The 19,970-nt window shown below is 68.9% G+C and carries 16 protein-coding genes; 2 read left to right on the forward strand and 14 right to left on the reverse strand.

What is annotated here, in order from left to right; genetic code table 11:
- Window positions 1-216: 216 nt before the first annotated feature.
- Entirely contained in the window at window positions 217-2,034 is a 1,818-nt protein-coding gene (locus tag G481_RS0113195) for an ABC-F family ATP-binding cassette domain-containing protein (RefSeq protein ID WP_028030458.1), read from the reverse strand.
- A gap of 201 nt (window positions 2,035-2,235) precedes the next feature.
- Here G481_RS0113195 and G481_RS0113200 point away from each other — a divergent pair, with 201 nt between their 5' ends.
- Window positions 2,236-2,442: a cold-shock protein gene (locus G481_RS0113200; protein WP_028030459.1), complete on the forward strand. Its 207-nt coding sequence runs from the start codon at window positions 2,236-2,238 to the stop codon at window positions 2,440-2,442.
- A gap of 143 nt (window positions 2,443-2,585) precedes the next feature.
- On the opposite strand, the gene G481_RS0113205 is transcribed toward G481_RS0113200, so the two are convergent.
- Window positions 2,586-3,296, reverse strand: a complete 711-nt coding sequence (locus G481_RS0113205) for an SIMPL domain-containing protein (RefSeq protein ID WP_028030460.1) — start codon at window positions 3,294-3,296, stop codon at window positions 2,586-2,588.
- 157 nt (window positions 3,297-3,453) lie between these two features.
- Here G481_RS0113205 and G481_RS26890 point away from each other — a divergent pair, with 157 nt between their 5' ends.
- The gene (locus tag G481_RS26890; RefSeq protein WP_154664607.1) at window positions 3,454-6,360 is read left to right on the forward strand and encodes a hypothetical protein; all 2,907 of its coding nucleotides are present in this window, start codon (window positions 3,454-3,456) and stop codon (window positions 6,358-6,360) included.
- 71 nt (window positions 6,361-6,431) lie between these two features.
- Here G481_RS26890 and G481_RS0113215 read toward each other — a convergent pair whose 3' ends face one another.
- From G481_RS0113215 to G481_RS0113270, 12 genes are all read right to left on the reverse strand, one after another.
- Window positions 6,432-7,136: an alpha/beta fold hydrolase gene (locus tag G481_RS0113215; protein ID WP_028030462.1), complete on the reverse strand. Its 705-nt coding sequence runs from the start codon at window positions 7,134-7,136 to the stop codon at window positions 6,432-6,434.
- Complete coding sequence (pcaD, locus tag G481_RS23775) at window positions 7,136-7,972, reverse strand: 3-oxoadipate enol-lactonase (RefSeq protein WP_051294527.1); 837 nt, start codon at window positions 7,970-7,972, stop codon at window positions 7,136-7,138. Before pcaD ends, G481_RS0113215 begins: the two co-directional genes overlap by 1 nt.
- 78 nt (window positions 7,973-8,050) lie before the next feature.
- Window positions 8,051-9,028 carry a threonine ammonia-lyase gene (locus G481_RS0113225; protein WP_028030463.1) on the reverse strand — a complete coding sequence of 326 codons (978 nt, stop codon included), beginning with the start codon at window positions 9,026-9,028 and terminating at the stop codon, window positions 8,051-8,053.
- 201 nt (window positions 9,029-9,229) lie between these two features.
- Window positions 9,230-10,891: a DNA repair protein RecN gene (gene recN, locus G481_RS0113230; protein WP_028030464.1), complete on the reverse strand. Its 1,662-nt coding sequence runs from the start codon at window positions 10,889-10,891 to the stop codon at window positions 9,230-9,232.
- Window positions 10,892-10,932: 41 nt separating this feature from the next.
- A complete protein-coding gene (locus G481_RS0113235) occupies window positions 10,933-11,775 on the reverse strand; it encodes an outer membrane protein assembly factor BamD (RefSeq protein WP_028030465.1) in 843 nt (280 codons plus the stop codon).
- 131 nt (window positions 11,776-11,906) lie between these two features.
- Complete coding sequence (gene lpxC, locus G481_RS0113240; protein WP_028030466.1) at window positions 11,907-12,830, reverse strand: UDP-3-O-acyl-N-acetylglucosamine deacetylase; 924 nt, start codon at window positions 12,828-12,830, stop codon at window positions 11,907-11,909.
- Between the two features lie 249 nt (window positions 12,831-13,079).
- On the reverse strand, window positions 13,080-14,744 hold the full coding sequence (gene ftsZ / locus G481_RS0113245; protein ID WP_028030467.1) for a cell division protein FtsZ: 1,665 nt from the start codon (window positions 14,742-14,744) through the stop codon (window positions 13,080-13,082).
- A 182-nt stretch (window positions 14,745-14,926) separates the two neighbouring features.
- On the reverse strand, window positions 14,927-16,261 hold the full coding sequence (gene ftsA / locus G481_RS0113250) for a cell division protein FtsA (protein ID WP_028030468.1): 1,335 nt from the start codon (window positions 16,259-16,261) through the stop codon (window positions 14,927-14,929).
- Window positions 16,262-16,266: 5 nt separating this feature from the next.
- Window positions 16,267-17,142: a cell division protein FtsQ/DivIB gene (locus G481_RS0113255; protein WP_028030469.1), complete on the reverse strand. Its 876-nt coding sequence runs from the start codon at window positions 17,140-17,142 to the stop codon at window positions 16,267-16,269.
- Complete coding sequence (locus G481_RS0113260) at window positions 17,130-18,053, reverse strand: D-alanine--D-alanine ligase (protein WP_084450914.1); 924 nt, start codon at window positions 18,051-18,053, stop codon at window positions 17,130-17,132. The genes G481_RS0113255 and G481_RS0113260 overlap by 13 nt, the downstream gene beginning before the upstream one ends.
- 65 nt (window positions 18,054-18,118) lie before the next feature.
- Entirely contained in the window at window positions 18,119-19,042 is a 924-nt protein-coding gene (gene murB / locus G481_RS0113265) for a UDP-N-acetylmuramate dehydrogenase (RefSeq protein ID WP_028030471.1), read from the reverse strand.
- 151 nt (window positions 19,043-19,193) lie between these two features.
- Window positions 19,194-19,970: an enoyl-CoA hydratase-related protein gene (locus G481_RS0113270; protein WP_028030472.1), complete on the reverse strand. Its 777-nt coding sequence runs from the start codon at window positions 19,968-19,970 to the stop codon at window positions 19,194-19,196.

Below are 19,970 nucleotides of genomic sequence, written 5' to 3' on the forward strand. Positions count from 1 at the left end.
CCCACCCGCGCCGGCACACGACAGGCGGCTTCGGGCGCAGCGCCCCCTTGGTCCGTTGCGCCCGGTGGCATCGGTAGAGTGGGTATTTGTAGAAAGGTGAAAGGGAAAGCGCATCGCCTGCCCTTTCGCCTTGATGCAAATATCCCCGCCGGAGGCTCCGCACGCGCCGACACGCCGCGGCAGGGGATAAGGCGCCACCAGGCCAGCCGCCCCGGCTCAGCCCCCGGCCTTTTCTTCCAGCTCCAGCCATTCTTCCTCGGCCGCAGACAGGGCAGCCTGACGTTCTGCCAGCATGTCCGAGGCCTTGCGCGCCTTCACCGGCTCGGCGGTGAACAGATCGGGGGTGGCCAGCAGATCGGTCAGCTTGCCGATCTCGGCCTCCAGCCGCGCGATGATCGCGGGCAGATCGTCCAGCCGCTTGCGTTCGGTGAAGCTCAGCCCCGCTTTCGGGGCAGCCGGCGCGGGTTTCGGGGCTGGCGCAGCTTTGGCCGCCGCCACGGGCGCCACAACGGCTGCGGGGGCCGACAGCGCCCGCTGCGCCTGCATGTCGGTCCAGCCGCCGGCATAGACGATCGCGCGCCCCTGCCCTTCGAGCATCACGGTCTGGGTGGCCACCCGGTCGATGAAGTCCCGATCGTGGCTGACCAGCAGCACGGTGCCCGGATATTCGCCCAGGATGTCCTGCAACAGATCCAGCGTCTCGACGTCCAGATCGTTGGTAGGCTCGTCCAGGATCAGCAGGTTCGATTCCCGCGCCATCAGACGCGCCAGCAACAACCGCGCCTTTTCGCCGCCCGAAAGCGACTTGACCGGCGCCCGCGCCTGACGTTCGTCGAACAGGAAGTCCTTGAGATAGCCCACCACATGCTTCGGCACGCCCCGCACAAGCACCTGATCGGAACTGCCCGACACCCGCATCTGCGGATCGTTGGTCAGGCTGTCCCACAGGCTTGCCTCGGGATCCAGCTGCGCGCGGGTCTGATCGAACACCGCGATTTCAAGCCCGGTGCCCAGCGTGACCGATCCCGCATCGGGGGCCATCTCGCCGGTCAGCAGTTTCAGCAGCGTCGTCTTGCCCGCGCCGTTCGGGCCGACAAAGGCCACCCGATCGCCCCGCATCACCCGCAGGCTGAAATCGCGGATCACCGGGCCCTGACCAAAGTCCTTCGTGATCCCGACTGCCTCGATCACCCGCTTGCCCGATTGCGGCCCGGACTCCAGCTCCAGCGCGGCGGTGCCCTGACGGCGGATTTGCGCCGCGCGTTCGGCCCGCAAGGCCTCGAGCGCGCGCACCCGGCCCTGATTGCGCTTGCGGCGGGCCGAGATCCCCTCGACCGCCCATTTCGCCTCGGCCTTGATCTTGCGGTCCAGCTTGTGGCGGGCGGCATCCTCTTCGGCCCAGGTCTGCTCGCGCCATTCCTCGAATCCCTCGAAGCCCTGCTCGCGCCGGCGCGCCTCGCCCCGGTCCAGCCACAGCGTCGCGCGGGTCAGCCGGCGCAGAAAGGCCCGGTCGTGGCTAATCAGCACAAAGGCCGCGCGGGTTTCCAGCAGCTGGGTTTCCAGCCATTCGATCGCGGCAATGTCCAGATGGTTCGTCGGCTCGTCCAGCAGCATCAGCTCGGGCGCCTCGGCCATCAGCCGCGCCAGCGCCGCGCGGCGCCGCTCTCCGCCCGAGGCGGTGGCGACCGGCGTTGCCGGATCAAAGCGCAGCCCTTCGGCCGCTGCCTCGACCTTCCAGCCCTCGCCTTCGGGCAGGCCGGCTGCGGCGAAATCGCCAAGGGTGGCAAAGCCGGACAGATCGGGGTCCTGCTCCATATAGCCCACGGTCACACCGGGCGGGACCACCCGGCTGCCAGCATCGGGTTCGACGCTGCCGGCCATGATCTTCATCAGGGTCGATTTGCCCGATCCGTTGCGGCCCACAAGGGCGACCCTGTCGCCTTGCTGGACAACAAGATCGAGCCCGTCAAAGACAGGATTACCGCCGAAGGTCAGCGAGATACCGGAAAGTTGCAGAAGGGGTGCGCGTGCCATGGCCAAGCGGTTAGGGCCGCGCGCGACGAACGTCAAGCGCCTCGGATTTTCCTTGCACTATTGCCGAATCCTGCGATGCTGTCGGCCGCGACGTCTTTCTATTCGACCTCCTGTCTGCCCAAGGCCGCCAGCTATCGACCTGACATGACTGAGCCACGCCGTCGCAATTCCGTGGACGGCACAACGACAGGAGATATCACGATGGCCAAGGGCACCGTGAAATGGTTCAACACCACCAAGGGCTATGGCTTCATCGCCCCCGAAGGTGGCAGCAAGGACGTGTTCGTCCACATCACCGCGCTGGAGCGTGCGGGCATCCGCGGTCTGAAGGACGGCCAGCCGGTCACCTTCGACATCGAGAAAAGCCGTGACGGCCGCGAATCGGCGACCAATCTGGCGCTGGCATAAGCCGGCATCGCCTCGCGAAAGCCATACGGAACGGCCCCTGCACCGGCAGGGGCCGTTTTGCATTGAAGGGGCGGACTTCGCCGCGTGGCGCTGTCGCAATCGGCGTTGGGGGCGGCGGGCGCCGCAACGCGCGCCGCGGGGGATCACTGATCTGCCAGTTCCCAGGTCACGTTGACATTGACGGAATAGGTGACCTCACCGCCTTCGACCGGCACGGCCTCGGCCGCCATGGCGACCGCGCCCTTGCGATACATCGGGACCGGATCGGGGGCGCCGCCGCTTTCGCTCATCTCGACGATGCGGCCCAGCTTCACGCCAGCGGCGCCTGCCATCATCGTGGCCTTGCGCATTGCCTCTTGCACCGCCTTGACACGCGCCTCGTCCAGCGCGGCCGTCGCATCAGCAAGACCGAAGCTGAGCCCGTTGAAGGTGTTCGCCCCGTCCCCGACCGCCTTGTCCAGAACGCCCCCAAGCACCGCCAGATCGCGCACCCGGACGGTCAAGGTGTTCGACGCCTCATAGCCGACGACCTTGGGCGGCTGACCATCGCGCGAATAATCCATGCGCGGCCCAAGGTTCAGCCCCGAGGTCTGAAGGTCGCGATCCGCGATGCCGCTTGCCTTGAGCTGCGCCAGCACGGTGGCCAGCCGCGCGCTGTTCTCGGCCAATGCCTCGGCGGCCGTGGCGCCCTGGGTGGTCACGCCCAGCGTGATCACGGCCATGTCGGGGCGTGCATCCACCCGCCCCTCGCCGCTGACCGAAAGACGGCCCTTGGTCGCATCGGCCAGGGCGGGCATCGCCACCATCGCCGCCGCCAGAGTTGCCGCCAGCACCGTTACCTTTTTCAAACGCATATCGGTTCTCCTTCTAGGACCGATTTCGTGTTTGTGAGACCCTTCCACAAGGAATCACTGGCAGAATTCCTTTCTTTCGGCGATTTCCTGCTATAGGGAACTGGACGTGTGATGCCGCTCTGTCGCCGCGCCACCCGACCATGTAAACAGTGGACGCATGAAGCCATCTTTCGCCTTGACCTTCAGCCAGGACAGCGTCGGCCTGCTTCATCGCACGCCGTCGGGCTGGCATTCCATCGGAACCGTCGACCTGGCCGATCCGGATCTGGCCGGGGCGCTGGATTATCTGCGCCGCTCGGCGCTGGGGCTGGAGCCGCAGGGGTTCGCCACCAAGCTGGTGATCCCGAACGAGATGATCCTCTATTCCACGGTCGAGGCACCGGGCCCCAAGGCCGCACAGCGCCGGGCGCAGATCGCGGCCGCGCTGGACGGGCGCACACCCTATGACCTGGCCGACCTGGCCTTCGACTGGTCCGGCACGGGCGATACGGTGCAAGTCGCCGCCGTCGCCCGCGAAACCCTGGTCGAGGCCGAGGCATTTGCGGTCGAACACGGGTTCAACCCGGTGTCCTTTGTCGCCATCCCGGAGCCGGGCGGCTTTGCGGCCGAGCCGTGGTTCGGCCTGACCGCTGCCGCGCCGGGACTGCTGGCCGAAGGCGAAAAGGTGGTGCGCGATCAGGATCCGATCCGCATCGTTCAGCGCAAGGCCCGCACCAACGCCGTGCTCGAAGAGCCGGCCGCCGAAGACGCCGTGCAGGCGGTTCCCGAAGCCGATGCCCCCGCGCCGGTGGCCGAGGCCGCGACCGAACCTGCGCCGACCCCCGAAATCGCCCCGCCCAGCGAACCCGAGCTTGTGCCGCAGCCCGAGCCGGCGCCGGCGCCCGAGCCGCTGCCCGATCTGCCGCCCGCAGATCCCGCGCCGCAGCCCGAGCCCCTGCCGGTTCCCCCACAGCCCGATCCCACGCCCTCGCCTGCCCCCGCGCCCGAGATCGCGCCGGAACCCGAACCGCTGCCCGAGCCCGAGCCGCTGCCGGTTCCCCCGCAGCCCGAGCCCGTGCCGCCCGCCGAGCCGGTCATGGTGCCCCCCTATGCCGACCCGGCGCCCGCCGAAATCCCGCCAGAGCTGGGCGCGGATGATGGCGATCAGACCCAATCCTGGCCTGGCGAGGCTGACGCCGACCCGATGGCCGCGGCCAAGGCCGCGCTTGCCGCCTCGCTGACGCCCGCCGCGGTCCCCGAGGCCGCCCCGGCGCCCAAGGCACCGCGCCCGATGATGGCGCCTGTTGCTGCGGATGATGACCTGCCGCCAGCGCCCTCCAGCCAGATCCTGCGCGCGGTGACAGCCGCGCGGGCCGAGCCTGGCGCGCCCAAGCTGACCGACAAGGTGCAAAAGGCGCTTGGCAAGGCCTCGCGCAGCACCAAAGGCAAATCGAAGACCCCGGTTCAGCGCCCGATCGCAGCCCCGCCGCCGCCGCCTTTGCCGCCGTCGGCCACCCAGCCGAACGTGCCGCAGCCCAAATCCGAGGCCGAGGCGATGACCGTCTTTGGCCAGCGCCAGCAGAAGATCGGCGGCAAGCCGAAGTTCCTTGGCATCGCGCTGACGGGGGCGTTGCTGGCGCTCTTGCTGGTGATCGCCGTCTGGGCTGCGATGTTCCTCGACGCGCCGCAAGATGCGGCGGTCACGCCGGAAACGGCGGCCGAGGCGGTGGCCGCGGCCCTGCCACCGGCCGAGCCTGACGCGGGGGCCGAGGCCACGCCCGATGTGACCGAGCCGGGCACCGCCACCACCCCCACCGCCGAACCCGCGCCGGAAACGCTTGCCGCGACCGAAGAGCCCGAGGCGGTCAGCGCGCCAGAGCCTGCCCCGGCGCCGGCCGCCCTGTCCGAAACCGCCCCCGACACCTCGGCCTCTGCCAGCACGGCAACCGCGCCGGTGCGCGGCCTTGAAGGCGGGCGGATCGACGAACTGACCCTGCCGCTTCCCGATCAGGCTTTGGGGGCAACGCCGCAGGCCCGCCTGGCCGCAGCCCCGGGCAGCAGCAATGCCGACCTGCCGCCGTCGGCCCCGGTGGTGCTGCCGGCCTACGGCGCGCTGTATCAGTTCGATGCACAGGGCAATATCCTGCCGACCCCCGAAGGGGTGATCACCCCCGATGGCGTGCGCCTTGTGGCTGGACGGCCCGCGATCATTCCGCCGCGCAGCCCCTTTGCCTCGACGGCTGAACCGGCACCGCCTGCGGTCCCCGAAACCGCGACCGCGACGGCCCCCACCGCAGCCGCGCCAGGCGCGATTGCAATCCTGCCGACCGCCCCCGAAACCGTCAGCGCCTTCCAGCCCGATGCAGAGCTGTCGGGCAGCCGCCGTCCGCGCAGCCGGCCGGCCGGTCTGGCACCCGCCGCACCGACGCCCGCGCCAGCCGCCGAGGAAGGCGCGCTTCCGGCGTTTGACGCGGCCGATACCCGTCTTGCCAGCCGCCGCCCGCCCGTGCGCCCTGCGGCCATTGCCGCAGCGGCGACAGCAGCCGCAGCGGCCGAACAGACCCGCCGCCTTGCGGAGGCCGCCGCAGCCGCAGCTGCCGCCGCTTCGACCGCCGCCGCGCAGACCGAAACAACCGCCAGCCTTGCCCCGACCCGGCGCCCCCCGGTGCGCCCGGCCAGCCTGACCCGGTCGGTCGAAACGGCAGTCGCTGCCGTGCAGCCGCGCGTCGCCACGCCTGAACCCGCCGTCAGCCGCCAATCCCCGTCTGGCCGCAGCCGCGACGGGGACATGTTCGACGATGGCGAACCCGATACCCCGCAATCCGCGCCCAGCATTCCGACCCGCGCCTCGGTCGCGCGGCAGGCGACGGTGGCCGGGGCGCTGAACCTTGGGCGCACCAACCTGATCGGCGTGTTCGGCACCTCGAACAACCGCTATGCGCTGGTGCGCGAAAGCAGCGGCCGGCTGGTCAAGGTCAAGATCGGCGACCGGATCGACGGTGGCCGCGTCACCGCCATCAGCGCCAGTGAGCTGAGCTATCAGAAGGGCAGCAACACCGTCCGTCTGGCAATGCCGCGCACCTGAGCCCGGCCCATTGGGCCAGGCACGGCGTTCCATGGCATTCGGCCCGAACGCCCGCCCCCCTGAACTGTCCGTTATAGCGCGGCTGCAATCGCATCCAGCTGCGCCGCCAGCGCCCCCGGCATCGACAGGAACGGCGAATGCGAGGCCTCGAGGTGGCTGACCCGCCCCTCTGGCAACCCTTCGGCCATGGTGGCCTGATACTCGGGCGGGATCGCCCGGTCGCCCGCACAGCGAATGTAGAACTGCGGCACATCGCGTGAGCGGTCGGTCAGCACCAGCGGGGTTTCCTGCGGAGCAATCGGTTGCGGGGTCTGGCTGGCCAGCGCCCAGGCCACGGTGTCCGGCGCGCAATCGTGATAGAACAGATCCGCATGGGCGGGATCAAAGCGGAACACCTTGCCCTCGACCCGGATGGCCGGCAGCAGCGGCTGACGCGGCCCGGCGCGGCGCATGTCGCCCAGCGACAGGCTAGACACCGGACGATAGGCGCACAGATAGACCAGCGCCCGGATCTGCGCGGGATCGCGCTCGGCCGCGGCGGTGATCGGATAGCCCCCCATCGAATGACCAACCACGATGGCGGGCCGGTCCAGCGTGTCACAGATCGCGCAGGCATAATCGTCCAGCGTCACCCCGTCTCGCGGCGTCTGGTCCTGCCCGTGTCCCGGCAGGTCGATGGCCTGCGCCGTATGCCCCAGCGCCTCCAGCGCGGGAATGGTGTCGCGCCAGCACCAGGCGCCGTGACAAGAGCCATGAATCAGCAGGAAATGTGCCATCAGTGATGATGCCCGTGGTTGTGGGGGTGATCATGCCCGCAGCAGCCCTGCGCATGGCCAACCCGTTCAAGGAACTGCGCCAGCCGCGCGGCATAGGCCTCGGGGGCCTCGACGCAAGGCAGATGTCCGGCGCCGCGGATCAGGTGGAATTCGGACCCCCGGATCAGATCGGCCGTTTCGCGCACCAGATCGGGCGGGGTCGATCCATCCTCGGACCCCGCGATCGCCAGTGTGGGCAAGGTCAGGCCCGAGGTCGGGGTATAGAAATCGGTCCCGGCAATCGCCGCGCAGCAGCCGACATAGCCCTCCAGCGGGGTGCGGACCATCATGTTGCGCCAGCCTGCCAGCTCCGGCCCTTGCCGAAACGCGCGCGAGAACCAGCGCTCCATCACGGCATCGGCCATCGGCGCAAGCCCCCCGTCGCGGGCGGCAGCAATGCGCGTGTGCCACATCTCGGCGGTGCCGATCTTGGCCGCCGTGTTCGAGATCACCATCGCGCGCACCAGATCCAGCCGCTTGATGGCCAGACCCTGCGCGATCATCCCGCCGATGGACAGACCGACAAAGACGCAATCGCGCACCTCCAGCGCATCCAGCAGCCGCTCGGCATCGCGCACCAGCGCCCCCATGGAATAGGGGCCGGGCGGGCAGTCCGACAGGCCATGGCCACGCTTGTCGTACCGGATGTAGCGATAGCCTTGCGGCAACAGCGGGATCACCTTGTCCCACAGCCGCAGATCGGTGCCCAGCGAGTTCGCGAACACGACCGGGGCGCCCGCAGGATCGCCGTCTTCGCGCCAATGCAGGCGGATATCGCCCAGATCACAGATGTTCATGGACCCTCCCCGGAACAGGGCGCCAGTTCTGCGCAAATCCGCGCCGTGCGCAAGCCCCGGGATGGCCGCGCCCTGCCCTCAGCCCTCCAGCAGGGCAAGCGCGCGCTCAAAGACCGGCCTGTCGACATTGCCGCCTGATGCAGTGCAGATCACCGCATCGCCCTGCACCTGATCCGTGCAGAACAGCGCCGCCGCCAGCGCGACCGCCCCGCCCGGCTCCAGCACGATCTTCAGCCGCTGCCAGGCCAGTGCCATGGCGCGCAGGGCCTGTTCGTCGCTGACCACAAGGCCGGGACCGGCCAGACGTTGCAGGATGGGAAAGGTGATCTTGCCCGGCTCGGGCGTCACGATCGCGTCGCAGATCGACCCTTCCATCCGGGCATTGCGCTGCGGGCGACCTGCGGCCAGGCTGCGGGCAGTATCGTCAAACCCCTCCGGCTCGCAGGGCCGCACGCGCAGGCCGGGCGCCCGCGCCTCCAGCGCCAGCGCGATGCCGCTGGTCAGCCCGCCCCCGCCACAACAGACCAGAACATCCGCCTGCACCACGCCCGCCTCGGCCGCCTGTTCGGCAATCTCCAGCCCGCAGGTGCCCTGCCCGGCAATCACCATCGGCTCGTCATAGGGGCGCACCAGGGTCAGCCCGCGCTCGGCAGCGATACGCTGGCCGATCTCCTCGCGGCTTTCGCTGGCACGGTCATACAGCACCACCTCGCCCCCTAGGGCGCGGGTATTGGCGATCTTCAGCGCCGGGGCATCCTTGGGCATGATGATGACAGATGTCGTCCCGTGCAGCGCCGCCGCATGGGCCACGCCCTGCGCATGATTGCCGCTGGAATAGGCCAGAACGCCGCGCGCCCGCACCTCGGGCGCCAGGGCCGACAGCGCCGACCAGGCCCCGCGGAACTTGAAGCTGCCGGTATGCTGCAGGCACTCGGCCTTGACCAGCACCCGCCGCCCCGCAATCTCGTCCAGAAAGGGCGAGGACAGCAGCGGCGTGCGCCGCACATGGCCAGCAAGTCGGATGGCGGCGGCTTCGATGGCTGCAATATCGGTCATGGCGGGTTCCTTCGCACGAGTCGCCGCGCAGGCTACATCCGCGCCCTGCCGGGGACCAGACCCAAGCACACGGCCCCCATTCCCGAATACCACGCGCCCCTTTGCCTTTTCCAAATACCCCACGGGGAGGTCCGGAGGGGTGTGAAACCCCTCCGGGGCCTGCCACAGGCGCGCGATCACCGCACCAGGTGCAACCGCCCCTCAGGCCTGCAACAAGGCCCGCGCTGCCTCGCGTGCCGCGTCCGAGATATGGTCGCCCGAAATCATCCGCGCCACCTCGTCCACCCGCTCTAGCACCGACAGCGCCACCACGGTGGACAGGGTCATCTCGCCCTGCACCCGCTTTTCCACCCGCCAATGATGCGCGCCAAGGGCGGCCACCTGCGGCGAATGGGTGACGACCAGCACCTGCGCCTCGTCGGCCAGACGGCGCAGGCGGCGACCAACAGCATCGGCGGTCGCCCCGCCAACGCCGCGGTCGATCTCGTCAAAGATCAGCGTCAGGCCCGTCGCCCCTTGCGTCAGGCAAACCTTCAGCGCCAGCAGAAAGCGCGAAAGTTCCCCGCCCGAGGCAATACGGTTGAGCGGCCCCGAAGGCGCGCCCGGATTGGTCGCCACGGTAAAGGCCACGGCATCGGCGCCCTCGGCCCCCGGCGTGTCGGGGGTGATCACGGTGCGGAACACGGCGCGTTCCATCTTCAGCGGCGCAAGCTCGCCCGCCATGGCAGCATCCAGCCGCGTCGCCGCGCCGATCCGCAGATCGCTCAGCGCCTTGCAGGCGTCGCGGTGGGCGGCGCCGGCCTGGGCCTCGGCCGCCTCCAGCGCCGCCATGTCGCGGGCGGACCCGTCCAGCGCCGCCAGACGGCCGCGCAGCAGATTGGCCAGGTCACCCAGATCGTCCGCCGCCACCGAATGCTTGCGGGCCAGCGCGCGGATGGCGAACAGCCGTTCCTCGACCCGCTCCAGCTCGGCCGGATCCATGTCCAGCGCCTCAAGCGCGCGTTCGACCCCCGCCTGTGCCTCGGCCAGTTCGATCGTCGCGCGGGAGAGCGAGTCCAGCGGCGCATCCAGCCGCCCCTCCAGCGCCTCGGCGGCGCGCTCGGCCGCGCCTTCCAGCCAGCGCTGCGCATCGCGCACCGCGCCTTCGGCGCCCTGGATCGACAGGGCCTGAACGGCGCGGGCTACATCCTCGCGCACCTTGGCGGCGGCCTGAAGGGTGCGGCGGCGGATGTCGAGCAGCGCATCCTCGCCCGGCTCGGGGTTCAGCTTGTCCAGCTCGGCCACGGCATGGCGCAGGAATTCTTCCTCGGCCCGCAGCGCGGCAACACGGGACTCGGCCTCGGCCCGCGCCTTTCGGGCCTGGGACAGGGTGGACCAGGCCGCGCGCACCCGCGCCAGCAGATCGGCACTGCCGGCGAACTGGTCCAGCAACTGGCGGTGCCCGCGCGGGTCCAGAAGGCCGCGGTCATCATGCTGGCCATGCAGCTCGACCAAGCCGTCCGACAGGCTGCGCAGCAGCTCTGCCCCCGCACGGCGGTCATTGACCCAGGCCTGACGGCGCCCCTCGGGCGTCACGGTGCGGCGCAGGATCAGCCCGTCCTCGGCTGCGATCCCGGCCTCGGCCAGCACCTCATGCGCGGGGTGGCCAGGCGGCAGATCGAATTCCGCCACCACCTCGCCAAGGCTTGCGCCTTGACGCACCAGATCGGCCCGCCCGCGCCAGCCCAGCACAAAGCCCAGACAGTCCAGCAGGATCGACTTGCCCGCCCCCGTCTCGCCGGTCAGCACGTTCAGACCCGGCTGGAACGTCAAGTCCAGCCGGTCGATCAGCAGCATGTCGCGGATCATCAGCGAGCGCAGCATATCCCGTCAGCGCACGAGGGATCGCCCCGCGCCCTGCCCCATCAAAGCCATTTGCCCTGCACGGACTGGCGATAGACCGTCCGCAGCCAGCTTTGCCCCTTGGCCTCGGGGTTCAGCCCCTTGCCGGTCAACAGACGATAGCTGTCGTCATAGAAGGGCGAGCCCTTGAAGTTGTGCCCCAGGATCGCCGCCGCCGTCTGCGCCTCGTCGTTCAGACCCAGCGCAAGGTAGCTTTCCACCAGACGGTGCAGCGCCTCGGGCGTGTGGGTGGTGGTCTGGAACTGTTCGACCACGACGCGGAAGCGGTTGATGGCCGAGGTATAGTGCCCCTGACGCAGGTAGTAGCGCCCGATCTCCATTTCCTTGGCGGCCAGATGGTCGAAGGCCAGATCGAATTTCAGCATGGCCGACTTGGCATATTCGCTGTCGGGGTATTGCTCGATCACCGTGCGCAGCGACTGCAGCGCCTGGAAGGTCAGGCCCTGATCGCGGCCCACCTCGTCGATCTGGTCATAGTAGGAGATCGCCAGGATATACTGCGCCCAGGCCGCATCCTCATCGCCCGGATAAAGATCCAGATACCGCTGCGCCGCTGCCCGCGCCTCATCGTAGTTCTTGCGCTTGTGCTCGGCATAGGCCTGCATCACCACCGAACGCTTGGCCCATTCGGAATAGGGATACAGCCGTTCCACCTCGGCGAAATAGCGCCCGGCGTCCGGGCGGCGCGGGCTGGTCTCCAGCGCCTTTTCACCCAGCGCGAAGATATCCTTGGCCGACATTGATTCGAGATCGACCTGCCGCTGTTTCGACGATGCGCAGCCGGCAAGAACCGCCACCACCAGCACCGCACCGATCAGCCTTGCCTTGTTGGCCCGCCCTGTCATCGTTCCGTCTGCTCCTGCGGCCTGGCAACCCATTGGAATGCGCGGGTTGCACCGGGCCTGCCGCTGCCTCTTGCCGTTCCCTAGCACATAAAAATCCGGGGCGCAAAACGCCTTTCGCCCTGTCGGGGCGGTCAGATGGCGATGCGTGGCAGGTCGGCCCGGGTCACGCCCACGCCGGGCAGCTTGCCGCCCGAATGGCTGTTGCATTCCACCCAGGCAAAGGCGCCGCGGGTTGCAAACAGCGCGCGCAGCAGGCGGTTGGTCATGGCATGGCCGGCGCGGATGCCGACATAGCGGCCCAGAATCGGCCCGCCGGCCAGCGACAGATCGCCCATGGCGTCCAGCATCTTGTGGCGCACCGGCTCGTCCTGGTGGCGCAGACCGCCGGGCGACAGGATACGGTCACCCTCGACCACGACGGCATTGTCCAGCGTGCCGCCCAGGGCCAGCCCGTTGGCGCGCATCGCATCCACATCGGCCTGACGGCAGAAGGTGCGGCTGTCGCACAGCTCGCGCACGAAGGTGCCGTTCGACAGGTTCAGGTGCTTTTCCTGGCGCCCGATGGCCGCATCGGTGAAGTCGATGGTGAACTCCATCTCGATGGCATCCGAAGGCTCCAGCCGGGCGACCGCCTCGCCCTCGCGCACCTCGACGGGGCGCAGGATTTTCAGCGCCATCACCGGGGCCGCCTGTTCGACGATGCCGACGGCAAGAAAGCCGCGCACGAAGGGCGCCGACGAGCCGTCAAGGATCGGAACCTCGGGGCCGTCGATCTCGATGAGGGCATTGGAAATGCCGCAGCCGGCCAGCGCGGCCATCACATGCTCGATCGTCGAGACGCTGGAGCCTTGCGGGTTGGCCAGCAGGGTGCACAGCCTGGACTGCACCACCGCATCCCAGCGCGCGGGAATGCGGGCAATGTCGGCCGACAGGTCGGTGCGCAGGAAGACGATGCCGTGATCCACAGGCGCAGGTTTCACGATCATGCGGACCGCAGAACCCGAATGCAGGCCGACGCCGTCAAACACGACCGCCGAATGAAGGCTGCTCTGCACGTTTCACCCCATGTACGCCGTCTGACGCGGCGGATTGCTTGATGCGACAGGCCTTGGCCCGGCACCGCGCGGCGGATCGTCCCCACGACCTTTTCGCGCAAATGTTAAGTAATCGACAGGAGCGCGGTCAGCAACTCACGCTTTGCGACGGTGTGTAACAGGCTTGAAACATTTGGCAGCAAACCGACAAGGCATTGATAAAAAAGAAAAAGGCCGGGCGAGCCCGGCCTTGGTCAGGGGCGCGCGGCCTTAGTTGGCCTGTCTGCGCAGGAACGCCGGAATTTCGATCCGGTCCTGTTCGTGGTCCTGCTCGTCATCATAGGCGGCATGGGCCGGAGGCTGGGGCTGGGCACGCGCGGTCGCCTGGGCGGCCTGCGGCGCGGCATCGCCGTGACCCGACATCCTGCCGATCAGCGAGCCAAGACCAAAGCGCGAGCGCGCAGGCTCTTCGGCGCGCGGCTGGGCCGGCTGCGGCGCCGCGGCGCGCGGCTGATGCGCCGGGGCTGCTGCGGACGGGGTCTTGGCGACCGCATCGCGCAGACGCGCGAGCGCCTCGGGCGAGGGGGTGCCGGCCGGCGAGCGGCGCGGGGCGACAAAGGTGCTGGCATCGGCCTCGATCGAGGGCGGGGCCGGGCGGGCTGCCGGCTGGGGCTGCGGCGCGCGCGTCTGGTAGACCGGCGGCGGCACTTCGGGTTCGGCCTGCTGATAGGTCGGCTGGGCGCGCGGCGCGGGGGCGGGCTGGTGGAACAGATCCTGTTCCGGCAGCTCGGCCTCGACCGGGGCCTGCGGCTGGGCAGGCGCCGGCTGGAAGGCGGCGACCGGCGCGGGGGCGGGTTGCGGCGCGGGGGCAGGCGCGGCAGCGGCGGGCGCGACGAACCCCTGGGGGGCGCGGGGCTGGGCCTGCTGCGGCAACTGGCGCGAGGCGGGCGGCGCCATGTTGGCATGCGAGGCGTCGATGCCGGTGGCCACGACCGAGACGCGGATCTTGCCTTCCATCGTCGGGTCCATCGTCGAGCCGACGATGATGTTGGCGTCGGGATCGACCTTTTCGCGGATCAGGCCCGCGGCCTCGTCCAGCTCGAACAGGGTCAGGTCATAGCCGCCGGTGATGTTGATCAGCACACCCTTGGCGCCGTGCAGGCTGATTTCGTCCAAGAGCGGGTTGGCGATGGCCTTCTCGGCAGCCTCGACAGCGCGGTTCGCGCCCTCGGCCTCGCCGGTGCCCATCATGGCCTTGCCCATCTCGTCCATCACCGAGCGCACGTCGGCAAAGTCGAGGTTGATCAGGCCCGGCTTGACCATCAGATCGGTCACGCCCTTGACGCCCTGATAGAGCACGTCATCGGCCATGGCGAAGGCTTCGGTGAAGGTGGTCTTTTCATTCGCCAGCCGGAACAGGTTCTGGTTCGGAATGATGATCAGCGTATCGACGACCTTTTGCAGCGCCTCGACGCCTTCTTCGGCCTGACGCATCCGCTTGGCGCCTTCAAAGGCGAAAGGCTTGGTCACGACGCCGACGGTCAGCACGCCCAGCTCCCGCGCGGCCTGCGCGATGATCGGCGCCGCACCCGTGCCGGTGCCACCGCCCATGCCGGCGGTGATGAAGCACATGTGCACGCCTGCCAGATGGTCAACGATCTGCTCGATGGATTCTTCGGCGGCAGCGGCCCCGATCTGCGGCTTGGCGCCGGCACCCAGCCCTTCGGTGACGCGGGTGCCCAGCTGGACACGATGCGAGGCACGGCTTTGCGCCAGCGCCTGAGCATCGGTGTTGGCGACGACGAAATCGACACCCTCCAGCTGCTGGTCGATCATGTTGTTGACCGCATTGCCACCAGCACCGCCCACACCAAACACCGTGATCCGGGGTTTCAGCTCGGCGCTCTCGTCATTCACGATAAGATTCAAAGCCATTGTCCTGCCGCCTGCCCTTGTTTCGACTGTGTCAGTCCCGGCCCTGTCCCGAAGGCCGCATTTTCACTGATTCTATCCACAGCCAGCCCGCGCGTCACGCGAAAAACGACCACTTTGCCCCAAATATTGAGCCATTCGCGACCAGACCAGCGGGATTTCGCCACATCTACGTCATCTAGCGGTTACCAGTTATCCCGGAACCACCGCATGGCGCGCCGCAGCGAACGGGCAGGATAGCGCTCGGCCGGGATCTCGAAATCCCACCATTCGTCCTGCGGATGCGCGGCAAACAGGCAAAGGCCCACCGCACTGGCAAAGGTCGCCCCGGCGGCCGCCTGCGGCAGCCCCTGCACCCGCAGCGGACGGCCCAGCCGGACCCGTTGCCCCAGGATGCGGGCCGCCAGCCCGTCGATACCGGGGATCAGGCTGCCACCGCCGGTCAGCACGATCTGCTGGCTGGGCAGGTGTTCGAACCCCGCTGCATCCAGACGCGCGCGGACCTCTTCAAGGATTTCCTCGACCCGCGGGCGCATGATGCCGATCAGCTCGGTCCGGCTGATGCGGCGGCGATCCTTTTCCCAATCGCCGGTATCGGCGGTCAGCTCGATCATCTCGCGGTCGTCCATGCCGGTTGCATGAACCCCGCCGTGAAAGGTCTTGATCCGCTCGGCCATGGCCAGCGGGATTTGCAGACCCATGGCGATATCGCGGCTGACCAGATCGCCGCCCATGCGCACGGCATCGGCATAGATCATGTGCTTCTTCATGAAGATCGAAATGCCGGTCGCGCCGCCGCCCATGTCGATGCAGGCCGCGCCCAGTTCCTGTTCGTCCTCGACCAACGCGGCCAGCCCGGCGACATAGGCCGACGAGGCAATCCCCGCCACCTCGAGATCGCAACGTTTCAGGCAGTGCAGCAGGCATTCCACCGCCGCGCGCTCGACCGACAGCAGATGCATGTCGACCGACAGGTTGTGCCCGATCTGCCCGCGCGGATCGGCCAGACCCGAGCGGGTGTCGAGCTGGAAGTTCACCGGCTGGGCGTGCAGCACCTCGCGCCCTTCGCCAAGGTCGGGCATCTCGCACGAGGCAAGCACGCGGGCGATATCCTGTTCGGTGACCACATTGTCAGCCAGCCGCTGCGCCCCGGCCAGACCATAGCTGCGCGGCCCTGCCCCCGAGAAACAGGCGATCACATGGTCCACCCGCTGACCGGCGGCCTTTTGCGCCGATTGCACGACCGTGCGGATGGCCCGCTCGGCCTCTTGCAGCCCGTCGATTTCCCCGAACCGGATCCCGCGCGAGCGGGTGGTCGCAGCGCCGATCACCCGGAACTGCGATTGCCCCGCCATCGGGCCGACGCCATCGTCCGAGCGGAACTGGTCCGGCCCGTCAAAGCGCAGGATCAGGCAGGCGGTCTTGGAGGTGCCCACATCCAGCACGGCGATCACGCCGCGCTGCATCGCCGCCTTGCGCATCTGCCGCATCGCGCGCTGGGACTGGTAGAGATCGGTCACGGCACTCATCCTCCGGTTTGGGCAAGTCGGATCTGGCGCAGGGTATCGGCCCCTTCGGCAGACAGGCGCAGGGTGGGGCGGCGGTCGCTGCGCAGATCGACCGCCGTGATGTCTCGGGACAGGATGCCTTCGGCCTGATCGAGGGCGATCAGCCGCTCCAGCGCGCGGACCGGGTTGTCCTCGGGCAGCAAGATACGCTGGTCACGGTCCAGCACCAGATCCCAGCGGCGCTCGCCCATGCGCACGAGCCCGCGCAGGCGCGGCACCAGCGGCCCCGCGGCCTGCACCAGCGCCAAGGCCTCGGGGGCGGATGCGGCCGCACCCTCGCCCGCGATCAGCGGCAGATCGCCGCGCAAGCTGCGCGCCCCGATCCGCGCGACCCGGTGCCCGCCGGCATCCACCAGCCAGACCCCATCGGGCGCGCGCCAGACCAGCGCGGGCAAGCGTTCGGTCACGTTGATCTGCAAGACGCCGCCCGCGACGATGCGCAGATCGGCCCGTTCCACCGCATCAAAGGTCTCGACCAGCGCGCGCGTCTCGCCCAGGTCGATCCCGAACGAGGATTTCGGCAGATCGAACCCCAGCCCGGCGCGGATCGCCTCGGCCAAGAGGGGCGAGGCGCCTTCGATCGAGACAAGGTTCACCATGAACTCGGGGCGGTTCTGGAATTCGCTGCGCAGCTCGGCATAGGTGTCGAACAGCGCCTGGCGGCGGCCCGCATCGGCCATCCACAGCCCGGCCACCGCAGCGGTCAGCGCCAGCGGCAGCCCTGCCCGCACGGCCAGGCGAAAGGCGGGCGTCAGCCACATCCGGTTCAGGCGATAGGCCCAGCGGGACGGCGCCGGGTCGCGGCGCTGGGGCGTCTCTCTCAGCGCCCGCATGAGGCATCCTCCACCAGCCAGGCGCACAGATCGGGGAACGGGATCCCGCAATGCGCGGCCTGTTCGGGGGCCAGCGAGGTGGGCGTCATGCCCGGCTGGGTGTTGGTCTCCAGCACGATCAGCCCGGCGATGCCGCGCGCCTCGTCCCAGCGGAAATCGGTGCGGCTCAGCCCGCGGCACCCCAGCGCCCGATGCGCGCGCAGGGCATAGTCCATGCAGGCATCGTGGATCGCCGCCGGCACCTCGGCCGGGATCACATGGCGCGACCCGCCCGGCGTGTATTTCGCATCATAATCATACCAGCCATCGGTGATGATATCCGTCACCGCCAGCGGACGGTCGCCCAGCACGGCACAGGTCAGCTCGCGCCCCGGCACATAGGTTTCCACCATCACCTGCGCCGGCATCTCGGCGCCCAGCCTTGGCGGGCGGTTCGCGCCTTCGGGTACGATGTAGACACCGACCGACGACCCTTCGTTATAGGGTTTCACCACATAGGGGGTCGCCATCAGGTGCCGCGCCTCGACCTCGGCCTTGTCCGCGATCAGGCTTTCGACAACCGGCAGACCGGCCGCGCGATAGACATCCTTGGTGCGCTGCTTGTCCATCGCCAGCGCCGAGGCCAGCACCCCAGAATGGGTATAGGCAATGCCCAGCCATTCCAGCAGGCCCTGGACGCAGCCATCCTCGCCCCAGCGGCCATGCAGGGCGTTGAAGGCGACATCGGGCTTGATCTCGGCCAGCCGCATGGCCAGATCGGGGCCGCAATCGACCTCGATCACCTCATAGCCTGCCGCACGCAGAGCGGTGGCGCATTCGCGCCCGGACGACAGGGAAACCTCGCGCTCGGCCGAGGGTCCACCCATCAGAACTGCCACTCTGGCGGCTGTCCTGCCCGAACTGCCCGCCATCTTCTGCCTCTGGGGCCTTTTCGGCCCTTGTTATGCTGCCGGGGTCTTGGCCCCTTTGGTCGTTTTCAGGCGGCCGGTTCGCCGACGCGCATGATTTCCCATTCTAGCCAGATTCCGGCCGTCTGGAAAACCCTGTTTCGCACCTCTTCGCCAAGTGATTCGAGATCCGTGGCCGTCGCGCCACCCGTGTTGGTCAGAAAATTGGCATGTTTTTCCGACATCTGCGCCCCGCCGATCCGCGCGCCCTGCATGCCCGCGTCCTGGATCAGCTTCCAGGCCTTCAACTCGTGGGTGTCATCGGCCCTGCCCGTGCTGGAAAAACCGGCCGGATTTCGAAAGGTCGATCCGGCAGTGCGGTCCTTGACGGGCTGGCTGGCATCGCGCCGGGCCAGCTGATCCTCCATCCGCTGCTGCAATGCGGCAGGATCGCCCTCGCATGCGCGGAAAACCGCCGATACCACAATCGCGCCCTCGGGCAGATGCGATTGACGATAGCGCAGGTCCAGCGCGGCGGCGGGCAGAACCTCGACCTTGCCCTGCCGCGTGACCACGCGCACCTCTTCCAGCACATCGGTGACATAGCTGCCATAGCAGCCGGCATTCATCCGCACGGCGCCGCCGATGGTGCCGGGGATGGTGCGCAGAAAGGTCAGATCGCGCCCCGCTGCGGCCGCCAGCTGCGCGACCCGCGCATCCAGCGCCGCCGCCCCGGCGATCACCCGATCGCCCTGCACCTCGACCCCGGCAAAGGCGCGGCCCAGCCGGACGACCACCGCCCGCAGGCCGCCATCGCGCACGATCAGGTTGGACCCTGCGCCCAGCGGAAACACCGGAACGGCCGGGTCCAGCGCGGCCAGAAAGGCGCAAAGATCAGCCTCGTCCGCAGGCAGCACCACCGCATCCGCCGGCCCGCCAACCCGCAGCCAGGTCAGATCGGCCATCGCCTTGCCCTCGATCAGACTGCCCCGCAGCGACGGATAACCGGCCATAGCACACTCCTGCCCGCCCATCCCCGACAGGCGGCTTCATCTGTCCAAAAATATCCCGCGGGGGTGCGGGGGCGCGAAGCCCCCGCCGCAACGATAGCCACAGGGCGCAAGGCGCGGCAGACCTAGCCCCCGCAGCCGCCCGCGACAAGCCTTAGCAGCCCTGAAACCGCGCCGGGCGCTTTTGCAAGAAGGCCGCGACACCTTCGCGGAAATCCGCCGTGCGGGCGCATTCGCCTTGCAGCCGCGCCTCCAGCGCCAGTTGCCCGGCGTGGTCATTGTCCCCGGCGGCACGCAGCGCGGCCTTGGCCCGCACAAAGGCCTGGGTCGGCCCATCGGCCAGGAACCGCGCCCGCGCCTGCCAGACTTCGGCAAAGGCATCGTCCGCCGCCGCTTCCCAGATCAGCCCCCAGTCGGCGGCCTGCCGGGCGGTGATGCGGTCGGCGAACAGCGCCATCCCCATCGCGCGCGGCATGCCGATCTGGCGCGGCAGCCACCAGGTGCCGCCCGCATCCGGGATCAGGCCGATCCGGGTGAAGGCCTGCAGGAAATAGGCGCTTTCCGCCGCGATCACCACATCGGCCGTCAGCGCAAGGCTGGCCCCGGCCCCCGCTGCAGGACCGTTCACCGCAGCGATCACCGGCACGGGGCAGTCCATCAGGGCGCGCATCATCGGATCATAGGTCTCCTTGAGCCCCTGTTCCGCGTCGAACACCTCGGCTTGCGCCGCCTCGGACAGATCCTGCCCGGTGCAAAAGGCCCGCCCCTCGCCGGTCAGCACGACGGCGCGCGCCTTGCCCCCCGCGCGGTGCAGCGCATCGGCCAGTTCGGCGCACATCTGCCGGTTCAGCGCATTCATCACCTCGGGCCGGTTCAGCGTGATCCGCGCCAGCCCGCCATCGACCTCGTAGCGGATCGCCTGATAGTCCAT

It is taken from the genome of Gemmobacter nectariphilus DSM 15620, assembly GCF_000429765.1.
GTDB lineage: Bacteria > Pseudomonadota > Alphaproteobacteria > Rhodobacterales > Rhodobacteraceae > Wagnerdoeblera > Wagnerdoeblera nectariphila.

Bases quoted from the DNA above. Each gene is read 5' to 3' on its own strand.
- ftsZ (WP_028030467.1), bottom strand. From the start codon at position 14,744: ATGGCTTTGAATCTTATCGTGAATGACGAGAGCGCCGAGCTGAAACCC.
- G481_RS0113260 (WP_084450914.1), bottom strand. From the start codon at position 18,053: ATGGCGGGCAGTTCGGGCAGGACAGCCGCCAGAGTGGCAGTTCTGATG.
- G481_RS0113225 (WP_028030463.1), bottom strand. From the start codon at position 9,028: ATGACCGATATTGCAGCCATCGAAGCCGCCGCCATCCGACTTGCTGGC.
- recN (WP_028030464.1), bottom strand. From the start codon at position 10,891: ATGCTGCGCTCGCTGATGATCCGCGACATGCTGCTGATCGACCGGCTG.
- G481_RS0113270 (WP_028030472.1), bottom strand. From the start codon at position 19,970: ATGGACTATCAGGCGATCCGCTACGAGGTCGATGGCGGGCTGGCGCGG.
- pcaD (WP_051294527.1), bottom strand. From the start codon at position 7,972: ATGAACATCTGTGATCTGGGCGATATCCGCCTGCATTGGCGCGAAGAC.
- G481_RS0113255 (WP_028030469.1), bottom strand. From the start codon at position 17,142: ATGCGGGCGCTGAGAGAGACGCCCCAGCGCCGCGACCCGGCGCCGTCC.
- G481_RS0113235 (WP_028030465.1), bottom strand. From the start codon at position 11,775: ATGACAGGGCGGGCCAACAAGGCAAGGCTGATCGGTGCGGTGCTGGTG.
- murB (WP_028030471.1), bottom strand. From the start codon at position 19,042: ATGGCCGGTTATCCGTCGCTGCGGGGCAGTCTGATCGAGGGCAAGGCG.
- G481_RS0113215 (WP_028030462.1), bottom strand. From the start codon at position 7,136: ATGGCACATTTCCTGCTGATTCATGGCTCTTGTCACGGCGCCTGGTGC.
- G481_RS0113205 (WP_028030460.1), bottom strand. From the start codon at position 3,296: ATGCGTTTGAAAAAGGTAACGGTGCTGGCGGCAACTCTGGCGGCGGCG.
- G481_RS0113195 (WP_028030458.1), bottom strand. From the start codon at position 2,034: ATGGCACGCGCACCCCTTCTGCAACTTTCCGGTATCTCGCTGACCTTC.
- G481_RS26890 (WP_154664607.1), top strand. From the start codon at position 3,454: ATGAAGCCATCTTTCGCCTTGACCTTCAGCCAGGACAGCGTCGGCCTG.
- G481_RS0113200 (WP_028030459.1), top strand. From the start codon at position 2,236: ATGGCCAAGGGCACCGTGAAATGGTTCAACACCACCAAGGGCTATGGC.